A 17,953-nucleotide genomic window follows, 5' to 3' on the forward strand; every position below is an offset into this window, starting at 1 on the left:
GAGCGAGCTCGTCCGGGTCACGGTGAACACCGAGGCGGCGGCCCGGGCCGCCGGCCGCCCGGAGGCCGAGGAGCCGTGGCTGGACCTGCGGGACGCCTCCGGCGCCCGCATCGGCTTCCGGGTCCTCTACGACTGGCTGGAGATCCTCAACGCCTATCCGACCACGCGGGGCCGCCCCGTTTACATCACCGCCGCCAACACCTACGCGCCGGACGAGGGCGTGGCGCCAGCCCACAACTATCCCCGAGGATGGCTGACCGCCGCCTGGTCCGTCGTCACCGCAGAGCCCCAAGTGCAGGCCTTCTGCTGGTTTATGGACGATCTCCCCGGGGATCCCCAGTGGGCGGACTTCAGCCTGTGGCGACAAACCGGCCGGCTGGTGGATGCCGCCCGGGAGTTCGAGGACCTGCTGATCCGCACCCCATAACGCAAAGATCCCACCCCTGTGGAAATCCACAGCCTCTTCCTGAGGATTTCCCCGTTGTGCGGGACCCCGTTTCTGATTATGCTGAGAGCGGGAATCCAGCCCCCTGGAGGTCGCCATGCGCTTTTGGAAAGGGTGGTGCGTCGGGATGGCGCTGCTCGGGTGGGGATGGAATACCGCTGCTCCGCGCCCAACGCCTGCACCCACCCCGCGCCCGCCTCTGGTCCCAGAGCCCCAGCCCCTCTGGTGGGGTCGGATCTTAGCCAGCCGCTGGGAGTTCCCATGGGCCGATTGGCGGCCCCACGTATTGGCTGTGTGGAACGCCCCTTATTGCCATAGCCCCCAATATCACGGCCCCGGTGGATACGCCGACACCTGTTCCAGCTCCCACGGCTGCATCGATCAGTGGACCTGGTGGATCCAATACCCCGAATCCAAGTTGGGGGTCCCCGGTTTATGGTGGCTCCTTAATCCCGCCCGTCAAAACATCAACAATTACTCAGCCGTGTGCTGGATAAACTAGGGAGGAACCAAGATGCGGAAAACCTTGCTTGCTCTGCTCGGAGGCCTTTTGCTGGTGCTGCTGGGGGGAGCCCAGCCGATGGCCGCCGCCTTCCTCTCGCGGTCCACCCCTACCCCCTTCCCCTTGGAGGATCTCCTCCTCCGCCAAGAGGAGTTCTGCGCCGCCGCCCCATGCCACGACATCGAACATGATCCTCGCGATCCAGCAGCACCAGCAGCAGAAATGGCCACGCTCATTGGTCTTCCTACTGATTACGAGAAGGGGATCAGTGTATACTTTCTCGCCTACGACCGTCCGCCCAAGCCTCCTATCCCCATCTTGCACGCTGTCTATCGCTATCCCAACGCCCAGCAGGCCGCCGCCCGCTACCGCCAATGGCTCCAAGACCTTCCCCACACCCTCGGCCGCCAAGCCCCCATCCTCCACACCACCCCTTGGTCCTCCCTGGGGATCCAGGGCCAGGTGCTCGAACTCCAGTATCCGGCGGGGAAGGCCTATCTCCTGGTGGCCGTGTCTGGAAATGCGATCAGCGTGCTGTGGACGCTGGACGTTGAGGTGTTCCCCGCCCGAGGATCGGCGCCCCACGTCTTCCAACAGTTGCTGCCCGTGATCGCCCAGCGCATGGCCCGCGCCCGATAACCCGAAGGCCATGCCCTATGGTATGCTAAAAGGCGGCAGGAATCCCGCCGCTCCCCCTGACCGCGCGCAGGATCCGGGAATGGTCTACCGCGTCCTGTTGGCCGACGATCATCCATCCCTGCGCTTGGGCCTGCGGGTGCTGCTGGAAACCGACCCCGTCTTCCGGGTGGTCGCGGAGGCCGGCGACGGGGAAACCGCCCTGGCCGCCTTCGAGCGCCTCCAGCCTGACCTCGCCGTCCTGGACATCCGACTGCCCCGGCGCAGCGGCCTGGAGGTGGCCCGGGAGATCCGGTCCCGACGACCATCCACCCGTATCTTGCTGCTCAGCGCCTATGACGATCCCCCCCTGATCGAGGAGGCGATCGCCATCGGGGTGGAAGGCTACCTGCTCAAAACCGAGGACCTTGCCGCCCTGGCCGCGGCCGTTCGGTCGGTGGCCCAGGGCGGGACGGCCTTCAGCCCGACGGTCTGGGAGCGGATCCGCACGCTGCGCCAATCCCCCCTGCGCCTGACGCCCCGGGAACAGGCGATCCTGAGCCGGGTGGCCGCCGGGTGGACCAACCGGGAGATCGCCCGCCACCTGGGCCTTTCGGAGCGGACTGTGGAATATCACCTCGAGCACATCTTCCAGAAACTGGGAGTTCGCAACCGGGCCGAAGCCATCCGCGAGGCCCTCCGCCACGGATGGCTTTCCCCGGAGCCGTAGTCCCTGGAACGATTTACGTCCGATCCTCGCCCGGGACCGGATCCGGAAACGAGGCCGCGGCGGCATCGACCAGCCAGAGCAGGCGGCCGGGGCCAGGCCGGATGCGCTGGGCCGGCCATCGCCACGGATCGAAGGGCCCTGCCCACGTCGCCCGCAGGGCTGCCGCCTTCGAGGCGCCCGCCACCAGAAAGACCACCCGCTCGGCACCCCCCAGCAGGGTCGCGCTCATGGTGACCCGCGGGGGATCGGCCTCGGTCACCTCCACCACCCAACGCTCCCCCTCGGCCAAAGCCCGCGCGAAGGGGAAGAGGGAGGCGGTGTGGCCGTCCGCCCCCAGCCCCAGGAACACCAGATCGAACACAGGAGGCCCATCGCCGAAGAAGCGGCGCAGTTCGGCCTCGTAGCGGGCCGCTGCCGCCGTCGGGCCCTCCTCACACCGGATGGGATGGAGGTGCTCCGGCGGGATCGGGACGTGGTCCAGCAGCGCCTCACGGGCCGTGCGGAAGTTGCTGCGGGGATCGTCCAGGGGGACGCAGCGCTCATCGCCCCAAAACACGTGAACCCGCGCCCAGTCCACAGCCTCGCGGCACGGAGAGCGGGCCAGCCGCTCGTAGGTCCCTCGCGGGGTCTGGCCGCCCGCGAGGACGACCCGGAAGATCCCCCGGCGGGCGATGGCATGCCGGGCCCGGCGGACGAAGAGGGCGGCCGCGGCCCGGCTCAGGGCCTCCAGATCCGGAAGGACCCACCGCATCACCGGCCCTCCGCCCTTCGCTCCAGCAGGGTCGGCGGGTGCCAGGACCGCCCCTCCGCGGCCAGCAGGGCCTCGGCCTCCGGCGGCCCCCACGTTCCCGCCGCATAGTTGGGGAAGTCCTCTGGGGGTTGGGCCGCCCATGCGTCCAAGATCGGCTGCAGGACCTCCCAGGCGGCCTCCACCCAGGCCGCCTCCAGGGATTGCGTGGTATCGCCCCGGATGAGATCCAACAGCAACGTCTCATAGGCCTCCGGCGGCGGGTCCCCGAAGGCCTCTTGATAGAGAAAATGCATATCCGCCGGCTCCAGGCGCATCACCGGCCCCGGGACTTTGACCTGGAAGCGGAGGAGGATGCCCTCCTCCGGCTGCAGGCGCAGGATCAACCGGTTGGGCTGCCATGACCGCAGCACCGCTTCGGGGAAAGCCCGATGGGGGACCGGCCGGAAGGTAATGGAGACCTCGGAGACCTTGACCGGCAGCCGTTTCCCGGTGCGCAGGTAGAAGGGCACCCCATGCCAGCGCCAGTTGTCCACGAACAACTTCAGCGCCACATACGTCTCGGTGTTCGATCGGGGATCCACATCCGGCTCCTCCCGATAGCCCGGGACGGGCTCCTCGCCGATCCGCCCGGGCCCATACTGGCCCCGCACAGCCCACGCCGCCACCGCGTCCCGTCGGATCGGGCGGATGGCCCGCAGCACCTCGAGTTTCTTGTGGTGGATCTCCTCGGCGTTCATGGAGACGGGAGGTTCCATAGCGATCAGGCAGAGGATCTGGAACAGGTGGCTCTGGACCATGTCGCGCAGGGCACCGATTTGATCGTAATAGCCCCCTCGGTGCTCGACGCCGGCCGTCTCGGCCACGGTGATCTGGATGTGGTCGATATACTGGCGGTTCCAGATGGGCTCGAAGAAAGCGTTGCCAAAGCGCATGGCGAGGATATTCTGGACCGTGTCCTTGCCCAGGTAATGGTCCAGGCGATAGATCTGGTCCTCCGCGAGGATGCGGCGCAGGGACCCGTTCAGCGCCCGCGCCGAGGCCAGGTCGTGCCCGAAGGGCTTCTCGATCACCACCCGGTGGCACGTCCGGTCCTGGACCATGCCGGCCTTCCCTAGACGGGCGATGATGACCTCGGTGAGGGCGGGGGGCACAGCCAGATAGAAGATCCGGTGGATCCGCTCCGGCCCCTCGGCCTCGAAGGCGCGGAGGCGCCGGGCCAGGGCGGCGTAAACCGCCGGGTCGGCGTAGTCCCCCTGCAGGTAGGAGAGGCGCTCCGCGAAGGCGGACCAGCGAGAGTCCTCAGCAGGGCGGCGGGCAAACCGTGCCACGCCGTCCCGGGCGCGGGCGCGGAAGGCGACGTCATCCAGCGGGCTCCGGGCCAGGCCGATGACCGCCCACCGCCCCGGGAGCCAGCCGTCGGCGTGAAGATCGAAAAGGGCCGGCAGCAATTTGCGCCAGGCCAGATCGCCGCTGGCCCCGAAGATCGTCAGGACGAAAGGCGGGATGGCACCTCGATCGGACATGTTCCCTCCTGGGGCGACGCCGGCTGGGTGTCCCTTCGGGACTATCGGCGTCGGAGCCGGTGAGGCTTCTCCTTCGCCCAGGCCAGCAGGCGCTCCAGGGGCCATGTGTTGGCGATGGCCTCCGGCGATGCCCAGGCCCGCCGGGCCACCGCCACCCCGAAGAACATCCCGGCGAGCTCGCCCGGGCTGTGGGCGTCGGTGCTGATGACCAGCCGGCAGCCCAGCTCCAGCGCCCGCCGCGCCAGGCTGTCCGGGAGGTCCAGCCGGGCCGGGTTGGCGTTGATCTCCAGGAGCGTCCCGGTTTCGGCCGCCGCCTGCAGGATGGCCTCCCAGTCGGCGTCGGCGCCCTCCCGCTCCCCGAGCAGCCGGCCGGTGGGGTGGGCGATGATGTGCACATAGGGATGGTAAATGGCGGCCAGGAACCGTGCGGTCACCCGCTCCCGATCCTGCCGGAGCCCGCTGTGCACCGAGGCCACCACCAGGTCCAGGCCGGCCAGGACCTCATCGGGGTAATCCAGGCTGCCGTCGGCCCGGATCTCCACCTCGGCCCCGTGGAGGACGCGGAACCCGTCGCCCAGCTCCGCGTTAATCGCCTCGATCTCCCGCCGCTGTTCCTGCAGCCGCTCCGGCGTCAAGCCCCGGGCGACGCCCAGGCTCTGGGAATGGTCGGTGATCAGGATGTACCGATAGCCCCGGGCCTTGGCCGCCCGGGCCATCTCCCGAATGGAGGCCTGGCCGTCGCTCCAGGTGCTGTGGACCTGGAGGTCCCCCTGCAGATCCTCGAGCTGGACCAGGCGGGGGAGGCGCCCCTCGAGGGCCGCCTCGATCTCCCCCCGGCCTTCCCGCAGCTCGGGCGGGATGAAGGCCAGGCCCAGCCGGGCGTAGACCTCCTCCTCGGCGGCGCAGAGGATCTCCGTCTCCGTCCCCACGGGGGTCAAAGCGTATTCGCTGAGGCTGTAGCCCCGACGGAGGGCGTGCTCGCGCAACTGGATGTTGTGCTGCTGGCTGCCCGTGAAATACTGCAAAGCAGTGCCCCAGCGGGCCCCCTCGATCACCCGGAGATCGGCCTGGAGGCCGTTCTGCAGGCGCACGCTGGTCTTGGTGGAGCCCCGCAGGAGCACCGCCTCCACCACCGGCAGCGTGGCGAACCGTTCCATCACCGCCCCCGGATCCTCTGCTGCCACCAGGAAATCGAGGTCGCCGACGGTCTCCTTCATCCGGCGGAAGGAGCCGGCGACAGCGAGCCGCTGCACGCCGGGGACCTCCCGGAGGGCGTCCAGGATCTGCTGGGCCAGGGGCCAGGCCACCCCGAGGGGCACGCGCCCCGCGATCTTGCGCCGCTTGACCGCCTCGATGCCGGCCAGGATCTTGCTTTCCAGTTTGGCGCCGAACCCGGGGAGGTCCCGCAGGCGGCCCGCCCGGGCGGCAGCCTCCAGCTCCTCCACTGTGGTGATGCCCAGCCGCTCCCAGACGGTCTTGATGCGCTTGGGCCCCATGTCGGGGATCTGCCGCAACTCCAGCAGCCCCTCCGGGATCTGGGCCTTCAGGCGTTCGTAATAGGCCAGGCGCCCGGTGCGCAGCAGTTCGTCGATCTTCTCCTCGATGGCCTCCCCGACCCCCGGGATGGTCCGCAGGGCCCCTTCGGCCCACAGGTCGTAGATATCCCGGCCCAGGGCGGCGATGTTCTCCGCCGCCCGGCGGTAGGCCATGATCTTATAGGGGATCTCCTCCCCCTGGATCTCCAGCATGTCGGCGATGCGCTCGAAGATCTCTGCCACCTCCTGGTTGGTCAGCCGCCGAGCCATCGCCCCCTCCCTTCAGACCTTCCGGGCGCGCTTCGCTCCCGCCCGTCCCTTCATTCATCCCATCCATCTTACTCCGGATCCGCCCCGGCATGGAGGAACGCCCGGCCTCTAAATCAAACCGGGGACGGCCTTCAGGCCGTCCCCGGCCAGGAGTGCCACCCCCCATCCTCTTCAGGAGGCGGACTCCCCATCCTCCTCTGGGGCCAGATCCAGCAGCCCCCACGGCAGGCGCGGCAGCCGCGGCTTCTCCTCCTCGCGGCCGAAGCGGATCACCTCCCCGGAGTCGGTGATGGCCTCCACGGCCACGGCCAGGGATTGGAGCTCTTTCACCAGCACCTTGAAGGAGGCGGGCAGGCCGGGCTCCTCGATGCGCTGGCCCTTGACGATGGCCTCGTAGGTTTTCACGCGGCCCTGGACGTCGTCGGACTTCACCGTGAGCATCTCCTGGAGGGTGTAGGCGGCGCCGTAGGCCTCCAGCGCCCACACCTCCATCTCGCCGAAGCGCTGGCCGCCGAACTGGGCCTTCCCGCCCAGCGGCTGCTGGGTGATGAGCGAGTAGGGGCCGGTGGAGCGGGCGTGCACCTTGTCCTCCACCAGGTGGGCCAGCTTCATCATATAGATGACGCCCACCGTCACCGGCCGGTCGAAGGGATCCCCGGTCTTGCCGTCGTAGAGGATCATCTTGCCCAGGATGGGCATGGGCTGCCCGGTCTCCAGCATCACCTCCGTGGCCCGCTGGCGGACCTGCTCATCGGGGACAGACCGGGTGTCGACCCCCAGGCTTTCCATCCACAGCCGCAGACCGACGATGATGGCCTTCTCATCGGCCTTGCGGCGCGCCTCATGGGGACGTGGGTCGTCCTCGAAGACCAGGATCTCATCAGGGTCGTAGCCCCGATCCCGGAGCCACTCCCGCAGGTTGCTGCGCCGCGCGTAGACCTCGTCGACGGCCAGGCGGTCGACGTCGTAACCCCGGGCCCCCAGGATCGCTGAGAGATAGAGCAGGCGGGCCTCGTCGTCATCCCGCAGTTCCGAGAAGTCGTAGCCCTGGGCCTTCAACCAGCCCCAGCACTGCCGTCGGGCATCCTCCCAGGCCCGATCGATCATCCAAGCCCGGGCCAGTTCGGCCTCGATCTCCTGCTCATCGGCCCCGTCGAACACCGGGGTGATGGCCCGGAAGCCCAGGCGGGAGGCAGCCCAGCCCAGATGGGTCTCCAGCAGCTGCCCGATGTTCATTCGGCTGGGCACCCCCAGCGGGTTCAGGATGATGTCCACCGGCGTCCCATCCGGCAGGAAGGGCATGTCCTCCAGCGGCACCACCTTGGAGATCACGCCCTTGTTGCCGTGGCGGCCGGCCATCTTGTCGCCCTCGGTGATCTTGCGCCACTGGGCCACCGAGACCCGAACCACCGTGTTGACGCCGGCGGGCAGCTCGCGGTATTCGTCGCGGGAGAAGACCTTCACGTCGACCACCTTGCCGTGCTCGCCGTGCGGCATGCGCAGCGAGGAGTCCTTCACGTCGTGGGCCTTCTCCCCGAAGATCGCCCGCAACAGCCGCTCCTCGGGCGTCATCTCCCGCTCGCCCTTGGGCGTGATCTTGCCCACCAGGATGTCGCCCGGGCCCACCACCGCCCCGATGCGGACGATGCCTTTCTCATCCAGGTCCCGCAACTGATCCTCCCCGACGTTGGGGATGTCCCGGGTGATCTCCTCAGGGCCCAGCTTGGTCTCCCGGGCCTCGGCCTCGTGCTTCTCGATGTGGATGGAGGAGTAGACATCCTCCCGCACCAGACGCTCGCTGATCACGATGGCGTCCTCGAAGACCTGGCCCTCCCAAGAGAGGAAGGCGACTACCAGATTGCGACCCAGGGCCAGCATCCCCTGGTCGGTGCTGCTGGAATCCGCGATGACTTGGCGCTTCTTCACCTTCTGCCCCTTGAAGACCAGGGGGCGCTGGTGGATACAGGTGCTCTGGTTAGAACGCTGGAAGCGGCGCAGCGGGTAGCGGTAGATCTTCCGGTCGGTCCCTCGGATGACGATCTCATCGGCGGTGGCCTGGATCACCTCCCCATCCACCTCCGAGAGGAGGACGTGGCCCGAATCCCGCGCGGCGGCCACCTCCATGCCGGTGGCCACGATGGGGGCCTCCGGACGGATAAGGGGCACCGCCTGGCGTTGCATGTTGGAGCCCATCAGGGCGCGGTTGGCGTCGTCGTGCTCCAGGAAGGGGATGAGGGAGGCCGAGACCCCGACGATCTGGCGCGGGGCCACGTCGATGTAGTCCACCCGCTCCGGGCTCTCCATCATGAACTTGCCCGCGTGCCGGACGGGGACGCGGGGTTGCTGGAAGTGGCCCCGCTCGTCCAGCGCCACGCTGGCCTGGGCGATGACGTAGCGCTCCTCCTCATCGGCCGTGAGGTAGACGATCTCCGAGGTGACGAAGGGGCGCACCTTGATCTCCCCCAACGGGAGCTGGGCGATCCGCTGGGCCAGGGCCTCGTCCACCTCCGTGCCAGCCGGGGCCACCACCTGCCCGGTCGCCGGATCCACCACGTCCTCCCGCAGGATCCGCCCGATCAGGGCTTCCGGCCGGTTGGGCACGGCACGGACCACCTTGCGGTAAGGGGTCTCGATGAATCCGTATTCGTTCACCCGGCTGTAGACGGCCAGACGGCCGATCAGGCCGATGTTGGGCCCCTCGGGCGTCTCGATAGGGCAGATCCGCCCGTAGTGGCTGAGGTGGACGTCCCGGACCTCGAAGCCGGCCCGCTCCCGCCGCAGGCCCCCCGGCCCGAGGGCCGAGAGAGTCCGCTTGTGGGTCAGCTCGGCCAGCGGGTTGGTCTGATCCATAAACTGCGAGAGTTGACTGGAGCCGAAGAACTCCCGGAGCGCCGCCACTACCGGGCGGATGTTGATCAGCTGCAGTGGGGTGACGGTGGCGGGATCGGCGATGCTCATGCGCTCCTGGATCACCCGCTCCATGCGGCGCAGGCCCACCCGCATCTTGGCCTGGATCAGCTCGCCCACCGTACGCACCCGGCGGTTGCCCAGGTGATCCATATCGTCCGGTGGCCGCAGGCCGTTGTTGATGCGAATCATCTCTTTCAGGATGGCCACCACATCCAACTTGGTCAGGGTCCGGCAGGAGCGGGGGATCTCCCGATCCAGATCCAGCCGGCGGTTGAGCTTATAACGGCCCACCCGGTGGAGGTCATAGCGGTGGGGGTCGAAGAGCTGGCCGGCCAGGAAGGCTTGGGCGTTCTCCAGCGTCGGCGGGTCGCCCGGCCGCATCCTCCGGAAGAACTCGATCATGGCCTCCTGGGCCAGCGTCCTTCCTTCGCGGGGCTCCAGCCGGCCCTCCTGACGGATGGTGCTCAAAATATAGGGATGGTCCGGATGGGTGTCCACATCCCGGAACAACTCCAGCAACTCCTCATCGGTCCCCGCGCTCAGGATGCGGGTCACCCCATCGTCCACCGCTGCCAGGGCCCGCAGGAACAGGGTGGCCGGCACCGTGCGGCGCCGGTTGAAGCGGAGGATGATCAAGTCGTTACGGCGGGTCTCGAACTCCAGCCACACCCCCCGGTCCGGGATCAGTTTGGCCATGGCCAGGGGGCGGCCCAAGGTGGGGTCCTCCTCCTTATCGAAATAGACGCCCGGGGAACGGATGAGTTGCGAGACCACCACCCGCTCGGTGCCGTTATAGATGAAAGTGCCGTTGCGGGTCATCCATGGGAGCTCCCCGAAGAAGACCTCCTTCACCATCGGCTCCCGGCCGGCCACCAGCAGCGCCACCTGAACCCACATGCCGCGGCCGTAGGTGAGGTCCCGCTCCAGGCACTCCAGTTCGCTGTATTTGGGCTCGTCGAACCAATAGGTCAACTTGAGCTGCTGGGCGACCGGGTTGTTGCCGGGGAAGTAGAGACGCATCTGGCCGTTGAGGCTCTCGATGGGGGAGATCTCATCGAAGAGCTCCTTCAACCCCTCCTCGATGAACCATTGGAAGGACCGGTGTTGGATCTCGATCAGCTTCGGCAGCTCCAGCGTCTCGGGGATATGGGCGTAGCGTTTCTCACCGCTGATCCGGATCATAAGGGCCGTTCCTCCTTGAGCGTCTCTGAGACGGCCTGGACCTCCCGCGCTGAGTCAGGGCCGGGCCCGCCGGCGCGACCGGAGGGACACAGGGCCTGCCCCCCATGCACCTCCGCAAGGGTTCTCCCTCCCTGTCCGGGAGCAGATCGCTCGCCCCCCACGGCCACCCGTCGAATGCTTCGGGGAGCCTTCCGGGAACCCACCGCTGTCGGGCCCTCGGGGTGTTCCAGGGGATCGATCATCGCAATCTCAAATTCTAACCAGATCCTTTTGTCTTGTCAAATCCCCACGGCCTACATGCCATAGGCAAACGAACGGCGCCCTCCCCATGGGCTTTCCCCGAGGAGAGCGCCGTTGCGGCCTCGTCGGTGTGGCGGAGTCGACCTGCTCATGCGGCCTTCAGGAACTCCCGCATCTGGCGCACCTTGAGTTGCTTGCGCAGGTAGCGCAAGGCCTCCGCCTCGATTTGGCGGATGCGCTCGCGGCTCAGGCCGAACCGCTGGGCGACCTCCTCCAGGGTGTAAGAGCGGCCGTCCTCGAAGCCATAGCGCAGGCGGAGCACCCGGGCGTGGCGGCTGGGCAACTCGTTCAGGAGCGCCTCGATCTGCTCGCGCAGCAGCTGATCCGCCACCACCTCATCGGGGGCTGGGCTTTCCACATCCCGGATCGCGCCCTCCAGGGTGGTCTCGCCCTCCTCGTCCATGGGCTCCTCCAGGGAGAGCAGCGGCCGGGCGGCGTTCCACAGCCACTCCACCTTGTCGGTCTCCGTGCCCAGCCGCGCGGCCACCTCCTCCGGCGTCGCCGGGCGCCCCACCTCCTGCTCGATCTGGTGGGCGATCCGCTGAGCCTTCCGCAACTGCTCCTGGGCGTGGATGGGCAAGCGGATAGTGCGGGCCTGCATCGCCAGCGCCCGGGTGATGGCCTGGCGGATCCACCAGGTCGCGTAGGTGGAGAAGCGGCGGCCCCGCTTCGGATCGAAGCGCTCCACCGCCTTCATCAACCCCAGGTTGCCCTCTTGGATGAGGTCCAGCAGGGGCACGCCCAGGCCCTGATACTTCTTTGCCACGCTGATCACCAAGCGGAAGTTCGAGGTGATCAGCCGCTCGCGGGCCTGCCGGCCCTCCTCAACCAGCCGCTCCAACCGGCGGCGCTCCTCCGGGGACAGGTTCCCATCCCGGGCCAAGCGTCGGGCGGCCTCCCGCCCTCGGGCTATCCGGACGGCCAGTTCCCTCTCCTCCTCCGCCGTGAGCAGGGGATGATCGGTGACCTCGCGGAAATACAAAGAGATCAAGTCCCGATCCTCCGCCAGTTCTCCGAGGACCGGGAGGGCGGTTTCCTCATCCAACAGGGCCTCCTCGGCCTCCACGTCGAACTCCTCGGCGGAGGCCTCTTCCTCCCAGGGCTCAGGCTCGGCCCAAAGGGCTTCGTTCTCCAGCTCCTCCTCCTCATCGGGGAGGATGGGGCGGTTTCGACGCGTCATGACGACCTCCTTTCCGGGACGCCAGACCTGGAACGCCTCCCGCAGATGCAGCCGTCCCCGCTGATGTCCAGTGCGGTGTCCGCAAACAAAGAAAGATAAAGAAGGGGCGAGCGGTCACGAACCGTCCGCCCTTCCCACAGGGGTGCAGGAGGAGGATCTGGCGGATCCCGATCAGTTGCGGGGGCGGGATTCGAACCCGCGACCTCCAGGTTATGAGCCTGGCGAGCTACCGCTGCTCCACCCCGCGGCGCGACCATTCCCCTGGCAACGGCCTACTCTCCCAGAGGGTCGCCCCTCCAGTACCATCAGCGCTGGCGGGCTTAACTTCCGGGTTCGGGATGGGACCGGGTGTTTCCCCGCCGCTCTGGTCACCAGGGGAATGGTTCAAAACCATATTTCCGGCGACCTTAACAACTGAAGGGTGACAGGAAGGACAGGGATCCGGCGTTGGGACGCCAGGGGTTGACCCCTGACGGACCACCTTTGGGGTGGGTCACAGGGCATCCGGCTCACGCCGGGATAACGCCCTGGACCAGCACTCCCTAGAAAGGAGGTGATCCAGCCGCAGCTTCCGCTACGGCTACCTTGTTACGACTTCGTCCCAGTCGCCGGCCCCGCCTTCGACGGCTCCCTCCCTCCCCCTCCCAAGACCCCTCCCACCGGAGAGGCCTTGAGAGGGGGAGGGTTGGGCCACCGGCTTCAGGCGTTGCCGACTCCCATGACGTGACGGGCGGTGTGTGCAAGGCCCGGGAACGTATTCACCGCCGTATGGCTGACCGGCGGTTACTAGCAACTCCGCGTTCATGCAGGCGGGTTGCAGCCTGCAATCCCAACTAAGCCCGGCTTTGATGGGATTGGCTCCCCCTCGCGGGTTGGCAACCCATTGTACCGGGCATTGTAGCGTGTGTGTAGCCCCGGGCATCAAGGCCATGCTGACTTGACGTCATCCCCACCTTCCTCCGGCTTGTCGCCGGCAGTCCCCCTAGACACGTGTAACTAGGGGCAGGGGTTGCGCTCGTTGCGGGACTTAACCCGACACCTCACGGCACGAGCTGACGACAGCCATGCAGCACCTGTGCCGGCTCCCCTTGCGGGGTCCCTTCCCTTTCGGGTCGGTACCACCGGCATGTCAAGCCCGGGTAAGGTTCTTCGTTTTGCATCGAATTAAACCACACGCTCCGCTGCTTGTGCGGGCCCCCGCCAATTCCTTTGAGTTTCAGCCTTGCGGCCGTACTACCCAGGCGGCGCACTTAACGCGTTAGCTTCGGCACGGAGAGCGTGGTCAGCCCCCCATACCTAGTGCGCATCGTTTAGGGCGTGGACTACCCGGGTATCTAATCCGGTTCGCTCCCCACGCTTTCGCGCCTCAGCGTCAGGGACGGGCCAGGTGGCCGGCTTCCCCACCGGTGTTCCTCCCGATATCTACGCATTTCACCGCTACACCGGGAATTCCACCACCCTCTCCCGCCCTCAAGAGCCCCAGTATCGAGCGGCCTCCCCGAGTTGAGCCCGGGGCTTTCACGCTCGACTTAGGGCCCCGCCTACGCGCACTTTACGCCCAGTAAATCCGGGTAACGCTCGGCCCCTACGTATTACCGCGGCTGCTGGCACGTAGTTGGCCGGGCCTTATTCGCCGGGTACCGTCCTTTCTCGTCCCCGGCAAAAGCGGTTTACACCCCGAAGGGCTTCTTCCCGCACGCGGCGTCGCTGGGTCAGGCTTTCGCCCATTGCCCAAGATTCCCCACTGCTGCCTCCCGTAGGAGTCGGGCCCGTGTCTCAGTGCCCGTGTGGCCGGTCACCCTCTCAGGCCGGCTACCCGTCATCGGCTTGGTGGGCCATTACCCCACCAACTACCTGATGGGCCGCGGGCCCCTCCCGGCGCGACCCGGTTCGTCTCCTCCCCGGGCCTTTCCTCGACGGGCCGTCCCCGCCGAGCGTATGCGGTATTAGCCCCCCTTTCGGAGGGTTATCCCCCACGCCGGGGCAGGTCACCCACGTGTTACTCACCCGTTTGCCGCTCGGAGGGCTCGGCTTGCGCCTACCCCCTCCCCGCTCGACTTGCATGTGTTAGGCACGCCGCCAGCGTTCACCCTGAGCCAGGATCAAACTCTCCGTCGGCTCTCTTTCCCCAGGAGGTTGACCTCCCGGGGGAATGTCCGACCGCAAGACCTGTCCGCCGGACGTCCCCGGTGCCTTCCTGTCACCCTTCAGTTGTTAAGGTGCCTGAGACATCGAAAACCGCTGTGGGGTTCCGCCCCCCATAGCGGTCGGCGCCGGCTGCTGGGTTCCGTGTCCCTGGATCGGGTGGTGCCGTGCGCCGTCGACCTCCCTCGCTTGTCAAGGGTCCTGCGCGCACTCTATTTTATAGCACGGCGCGGGGCATTTGTCAAGCCTCGGCCGTGGAGGGCCGAAGGCCGCGCCCGGCCGTGTCGCCTTTCCATGATACCCGAAAGCCTGCGGTTGTCAAAAACCCGCTGGGACGAGGATCCACTCCCCCCGATGCCCCCGCTCGGCCCAGGCCCGCCCGGGATGATCGACCGCCCGGGGACGCGGGGCCCCTCGGGGAGGCTCACCGCTCAACACCCACCCGGAAAGGCCGAGGGTTTCGCGCCCGAAGCCCACCATGTGCACCCATCGCGGCCGGCGGAGGGAATAGGGTACCTCCATCCGGTAGCCCAACGCCTCGGCCGCCCGGCGGAGGTCGGCCAGGACCCCCAGCGTCGGGCGGCCGGCGGCCTCCGCGCGCGCCATGTGGTCGAGAAAGGCCGCCAAGTCTTCCATCCCCTCCCCCAGGGGAGACCCGCCATCCGGATCCCAGACCCAAAAGTCCGCCCCTGCGCGCTGGGCTTGCAGCCGCAGGACATGCCACCATCCATCCAGGGGTTCGCCCTCGATCCGCAAATGCGGGAAGCGGCGATCCAGAAGGGCGCACCAGGGCTGGAGATCCTCATCCCGCCATCCGAGAAAAAGATGGACTTCCCCTTCCTGCCAGAGCGGGGGCGGAAGGCTTCGCGGGTCCAGATGCCGCGGCGCGCGGGGAAGAGGCGGCGGCGGGGGCGGTTCCGCCACCCCTCCCCGTCCCCGCAGAAGGATCTCCCGCCAGCGATGGCCTTCCTGCCAGACCCCGCGAAGGGGTCCCTCGGGCATGGGCCGACGGCCCACCGTCCCGGCCCACTGTTCCGCGTCCTCCAAGGCCAGCACCACCCGATGGGCCGGCCGGCCTCGCCACAGCCGCCACCGCGGCTCCACCCGTCCCGCCGCCCAGATCCAAAGCCGTGGGGAGGTCGCCAGGTTCCCCCCCTCGCTCTCCAGTTCGTCCAGTGCCCTTTCGGACAAGGCCTCCCATCCGTCGAGGATCAGCACCGTCGGCACCGGAAGATCGCCCAAGAACCGCGGCAGCCGGCGCAGGGCTTCGGTGTCCTCCGGGGCGATGACCTCGACGCCAGGGACCCCCGACCATTCCCCGTTGCCATCGAGGACATAGACGGCGCGGCCAGCCGCGGCCGCCGACCGGGCCATCGCCTGCAACGCCCGTGTCTTCCCCGTCCCCGCCCGTCCCCAAAGCCGGAGATCCGGGCACACCGGCGTGGCGAAGATCCAGGACAGAGCCCCTGCCTCTGGAAAATCCGCGAGCCCGATCCCGATCCGGTCCGCCCCTTCCCCCTCCGGCTCCCCCGGGTCCTCAGGCCATGGCGGGGCCACCAACGGGGGCGCCGGTGGGTCCAGCCGCTTCAGCGCCTCCACCAGCCGGTCCAGATCCCGGGGCCCTTCCGCATCCTCCCGCCCCACATGGAGGATCCGATCCGGCGTCATCCAGATCAACGGGACCGGCTGCCGGTGGCTGGCGCCGGAGGGGTAGGCGAAGCGTATCCGTCGGAACAGTTCGTTCTGGCCCACTTGGAGGAAGGCCCACCCGGCTCCGCGCAAGTAGGCGGCGTCGGGCCGCCCCAGCACTGCGGCCGACTCCTCCGGGGTCTCACATCGGAGGGCGATGCGGGTCCGGAGGTTCGCCCGCAGGTCCGCCGGGACAGCGCTCCCCAGCCGCTGGGCCGCCAGCACCAGGTGCATCCCCAGGCTGCGCCCGAGCCGCGCCAGGCGGATCATCCGGGCGGCTCCCTCCGGGATCTGATCCAGCATCTCGGCGAACTCGTCGGCGAAGACGAAGAGGTGCGGCAGCCCGACCTGGTCCGCGTGGTCGGCGCCGGCCTCCCGCAAGACCCGCTGCCGGCGGTCCAGTTCTGCCTCCAGGGTCTCCAGGGCCCGGGCGGCCTCCCGGGCGTCCAGGTTGGAGAGCAACCCCACCGCATGGGGAAGGTCCGCCAGGGGCGCGAAGGCCCCGCCCCCCTTGAAGTCGATGAACAGCATCCGCACCCGTTCCGGCGGGAAGCGCAGGGCCAGGGCCAGGGCCAGCGTCCGCATCGCCTCGCTCTTGCCGGAGCCGGTGGCGCCGATCAGCATCGCGTGGGGGCCGTGGGCCCGATCGTGGAGATCCAGATCGAACGGCTTCCCGTCGTCCTGCAGGCCGATGGTCACCGGGAGCGTCCGAACCGGATCCCCCCGCATCTTCCGGATGGCCTCGTCGAGGGTTTCCGGTTCCCCCAACGCCCACAACGACCAAGCGGAGGGCTCCACCGAACGCTCCGGGAGGGGAAGGTAGAACCGGCCGATCTTCTGGGCCAGCGCTTCGAAAAGCAGCGCATCCACAGGGGTGTCCGCCTGCCCCTCCACCATCTGCCCGGTCGACACCTCGGAGATCCAGACCTGGCCGTGCCCCATCAGCAACACGTGTCGGGCGAGGCCGGCCGGAGGGGGGACCCCTGGCGGGAGCAGGAAGACGGGATGCAGGCCTCGCTGCGGCCCCCGCGCTACCAGTTGGGGGAGCCGAGGGTCCTCCAGCCATGTCACATCGGCCAGGAGGATCCACGCCGGCGCTGTGGCTCCGGAGACCTCGCGGTCGCTCAACTCAGCGAAGGCCCGTTCGCGGACCGCTGTGGGTCCTCCCTGATAGCCCTCCCGAAGCGGGCCAACGTGGGGGAGGTGCCGGAGCGGCGCCCATTGCGGATCCCCCACGCCGACCGCCAGGAAGAGATCGCCCGGGGAGTGGGTGGCGGCCAGATCGAGCCACCAAGCCCGCAGGAAGCGCTCCGCCCCGCTGCCCGCTTGCACGGCCACACCCCCCTGCAAAGAGAGCAGCAAGGGGGTGATGCGGGGCTCCATCGCGAGGCGTTGCAGCGTCTCCATGGCCGGGCGGAGAGGATCCGGAACTTCCATCGGCCAGGCGACCGGGCGGATCGGTGGCGGCTGGGCGGTGATCCCGGCCCGCAGACTGAGGAAATCGGGATCCCCCGGGCGGCGGAACCACAGATCCCGGCCCATCTCCACCCGCCGCCGCAGGTCATCGAAGGTGGGGGCCAGCAACTCCTCCCGATGGCGCCACTGGCTATCGCGTCGGTGGACCTCCGCTTGGAAGATCCGGACGGCGGCCTCGAACTGCTGGACGAGGCGGGCGATCTGACGACGGTGGCGGCGCCGAGCCTCCCAATGGGTGATGAACCGGCCCAGGGCCGAAAGCCCCACGGCCATCGGGAGGGCCACCCACGCCATCCCTGTCCGGGGCCCACCGTATAGCCAGGCAGCGAGGCCGACGAAGCCGGCCAGCGACAGCAGCGGCAACAAGAAGGTGCTCCAACCCGGTGGCTCGGGGGGATCGGGGAGGGAAGGCCACCCCGGCGGGGCGAGGGGCTCTGCCGGGACGGCAGGGATCCAGCGGGCGGCCGGCCACAGGGGGATGGCCCTTTCGGGGGGGATCGTCACCCCCCGCCGCCGCCAGGCCTCCAAGGCCTGGGCCTGGCGCTGCGGCTCCTCCGGGAGAAAGATCTCCTTACCCTCTCCCAGGCTCAACCACATGGGCAGGTTCTTTTTTCGTCTTCTGGCTCTTGGAGCCATTCTTCCAGCCAGGCTCTCAATCGGTGCAAGCCCTGCCGCAACTGCCACTGCCCCTCCCCCCGCC

The 17,953-nt window shown here is 68.3% G+C and carries 9 protein-coding genes, 1 tRNA gene and 2 rRNA genes; 3 read left to right on the forward strand and 9 right to left on the reverse strand.

The window, feature by feature from the left end; all coding sequences use genetic code 11:
* The 3 genes from C4313_RS08355 to C4313_RS08365 all read left to right on the forward strand — a co-directional run.
* A partial coding sequence (locus C4313_RS08355; protein WP_352429413.1) for a hypothetical protein occupies nt 1-427 on the forward strand: 427 nt, incomplete at its 5' end.
* A 532-nt stretch (nt 428-959) separates the two neighbouring features.
* Nucleotides 960-1,586: a hypothetical protein gene (locus C4313_RS08360; protein ID WP_352429414.1), complete on the forward strand. Its 627-nt coding sequence runs from the start codon at nt 960-962 to the stop codon at nt 1,584-1,586.
* 79 nt (nt 1,587-1,665) lie between these two features.
* Nucleotides 1,666-2,292 carry a response regulator gene (locus tag C4313_RS08365; protein WP_352429415.1) on the forward strand — a complete coding sequence of 209 codons (627 nt, stop codon included), beginning with the start codon at nt 1,666-1,668 and terminating at the stop codon, nt 2,290-2,292.
* Nucleotides 2,293-2,305: 13 nt separating this feature from the next.
* Here the strand turns inward: C4313_RS08365 and pgl are convergent, their stop codons facing one another.
* The 9 genes from pgl to C4313_RS08410 all read right to left on the reverse strand — a co-directional run bounded on the left by pgl (nt 2,306) and on the right by C4313_RS08410 (nt 17,850).
* A complete protein-coding gene (gene pgl, locus C4313_RS08370; RefSeq protein WP_352429416.1) occupies nt 2,306-3,043 on the reverse strand; it encodes a 6-phosphogluconolactonase in 738 nt (245 codons plus the stop codon).
* On the reverse strand, nt 3,043-4,566 hold the full coding sequence (zwf, locus tag C4313_RS08375) for a glucose-6-phosphate dehydrogenase (RefSeq protein ID WP_352429417.1): 1,524 nt from the start codon (nt 4,564-4,566) through the stop codon (nt 3,043-3,045). The genes pgl and zwf overlap by 1 nt, the downstream gene beginning before the upstream one ends.
* A 41-nt stretch (nt 4,567-4,607) precedes the next feature.
* Nucleotides 4,608-6,371: a DNA polymerase/3'-5' exonuclease PolX gene (polX, locus tag C4313_RS08380; protein WP_352429418.1), complete on the reverse strand. Its 1,764-nt coding sequence runs from the start codon at nt 6,369-6,371 to the stop codon at nt 4,608-4,610.
* Between the two features lie 171 nt (nt 6,372-6,542).
* Entirely contained in the window at nt 6,543-10,463 is a 3,921-nt protein-coding gene (rpoB, locus tag C4313_RS08385; RefSeq protein WP_352429419.1) for a DNA-directed RNA polymerase subunit beta, read from the reverse strand.
* A gap of 388 nt (nt 10,464-10,851) precedes the next feature.
* Nucleotides 10,852-11,943, reverse strand: a complete 1,092-nt coding sequence (locus C4313_RS08390; protein WP_352429420.1) for a sigma-70 family RNA polymerase sigma factor — start codon at nt 11,941-11,943, stop codon at nt 10,852-10,854.
* Between the two features lie 175 nt (nt 11,944-12,118).
* Nucleotides 12,119-12,190 (reverse strand) — tRNA-Met (locus tag C4313_RS08395).
* A gap of 12 nt (nt 12,191-12,202) precedes the next feature.
* A 5S ribosomal RNA gene (gene rrf / locus C4313_RS08400) occupies nt 12,203-12,319 on the reverse strand.
* 170 nt (nt 12,320-12,489) lie between these two features.
* Nucleotides 12,490-14,061: ribosomal RNA gene (locus tag C4313_RS08405) — 16S ribosomal RNA — on the reverse strand.
* Nucleotides 14,062-14,406: 345 nt separating this feature from the next.
* A complete protein-coding gene (locus C4313_RS08410) occupies nt 14,407-17,850 on the reverse strand; it encodes an FtsK/SpoIIIE domain-containing protein (RefSeq protein WP_352429421.1) in 3,444 nt (1,147 codons plus the stop codon).
* Nucleotides 17,851-17,953: the final 103 nt, after the last annotated feature.

The organism is Thermoflexus sp. (assembly GCF_040289485.1).
Classification (GTDB): domain Bacteria; phylum Chloroflexota; class Anaerolineae; order Thermoflexales; family Thermoflexaceae; genus Thermoflexus.

Excerpts from the sequence above, each read along its gene's own strand:
- C4313_RS08410 (WP_352429421.1), bottom strand. The coding sequence starts at position 17,850 with ATGTGGTTGAGCCTGGGAGAGGGTAAGGAGATCTTTCTCCCGGAGGAG.
- zwf (WP_352429417.1), bottom strand. The coding sequence starts at position 4,566 with ATGTCCGATCGAGGTGCCATCCCGCCTTTCGTCCTGACGATCTTCGGG.
- rpoB (WP_352429419.1), bottom strand. The coding sequence starts at position 10,463 with ATGATCCGGATCAGCGGTGAGAAACGCTACGCCCATATCCCCGAGACG.
- pgl (WP_352429416.1), bottom strand. The coding sequence starts at position 3,043 with ATGCGGTGGGTCCTTCCGGATCTGGAGGCCCTGAGCCGGGCCGCGGCC.
- polX (WP_352429418.1), bottom strand. The coding sequence starts at position 6,371 with ATGGCTCGGCGGCTGACCAACCAGGAGGTGGCAGAGATCTTCGAGCGC.
- C4313_RS08360 (WP_352429414.1), top strand. The coding sequence starts at position 960 with ATGCGGAAAACCTTGCTTGCTCTGCTCGGAGGCCTTTTGCTGGTGCTG.
- C4313_RS08390 (WP_352429420.1), bottom strand. The coding sequence starts at position 11,943 with ATGACGCGTCGAAACCGCCCCATCCTCCCCGATGAGGAGGAGGAGCTG.
- C4313_RS08365 (WP_352429415.1), top strand. The coding sequence starts at position 1,666 with ATGGTCTACCGCGTCCTGTTGGCCGACGATCATCCATCCCTGCGCTTG.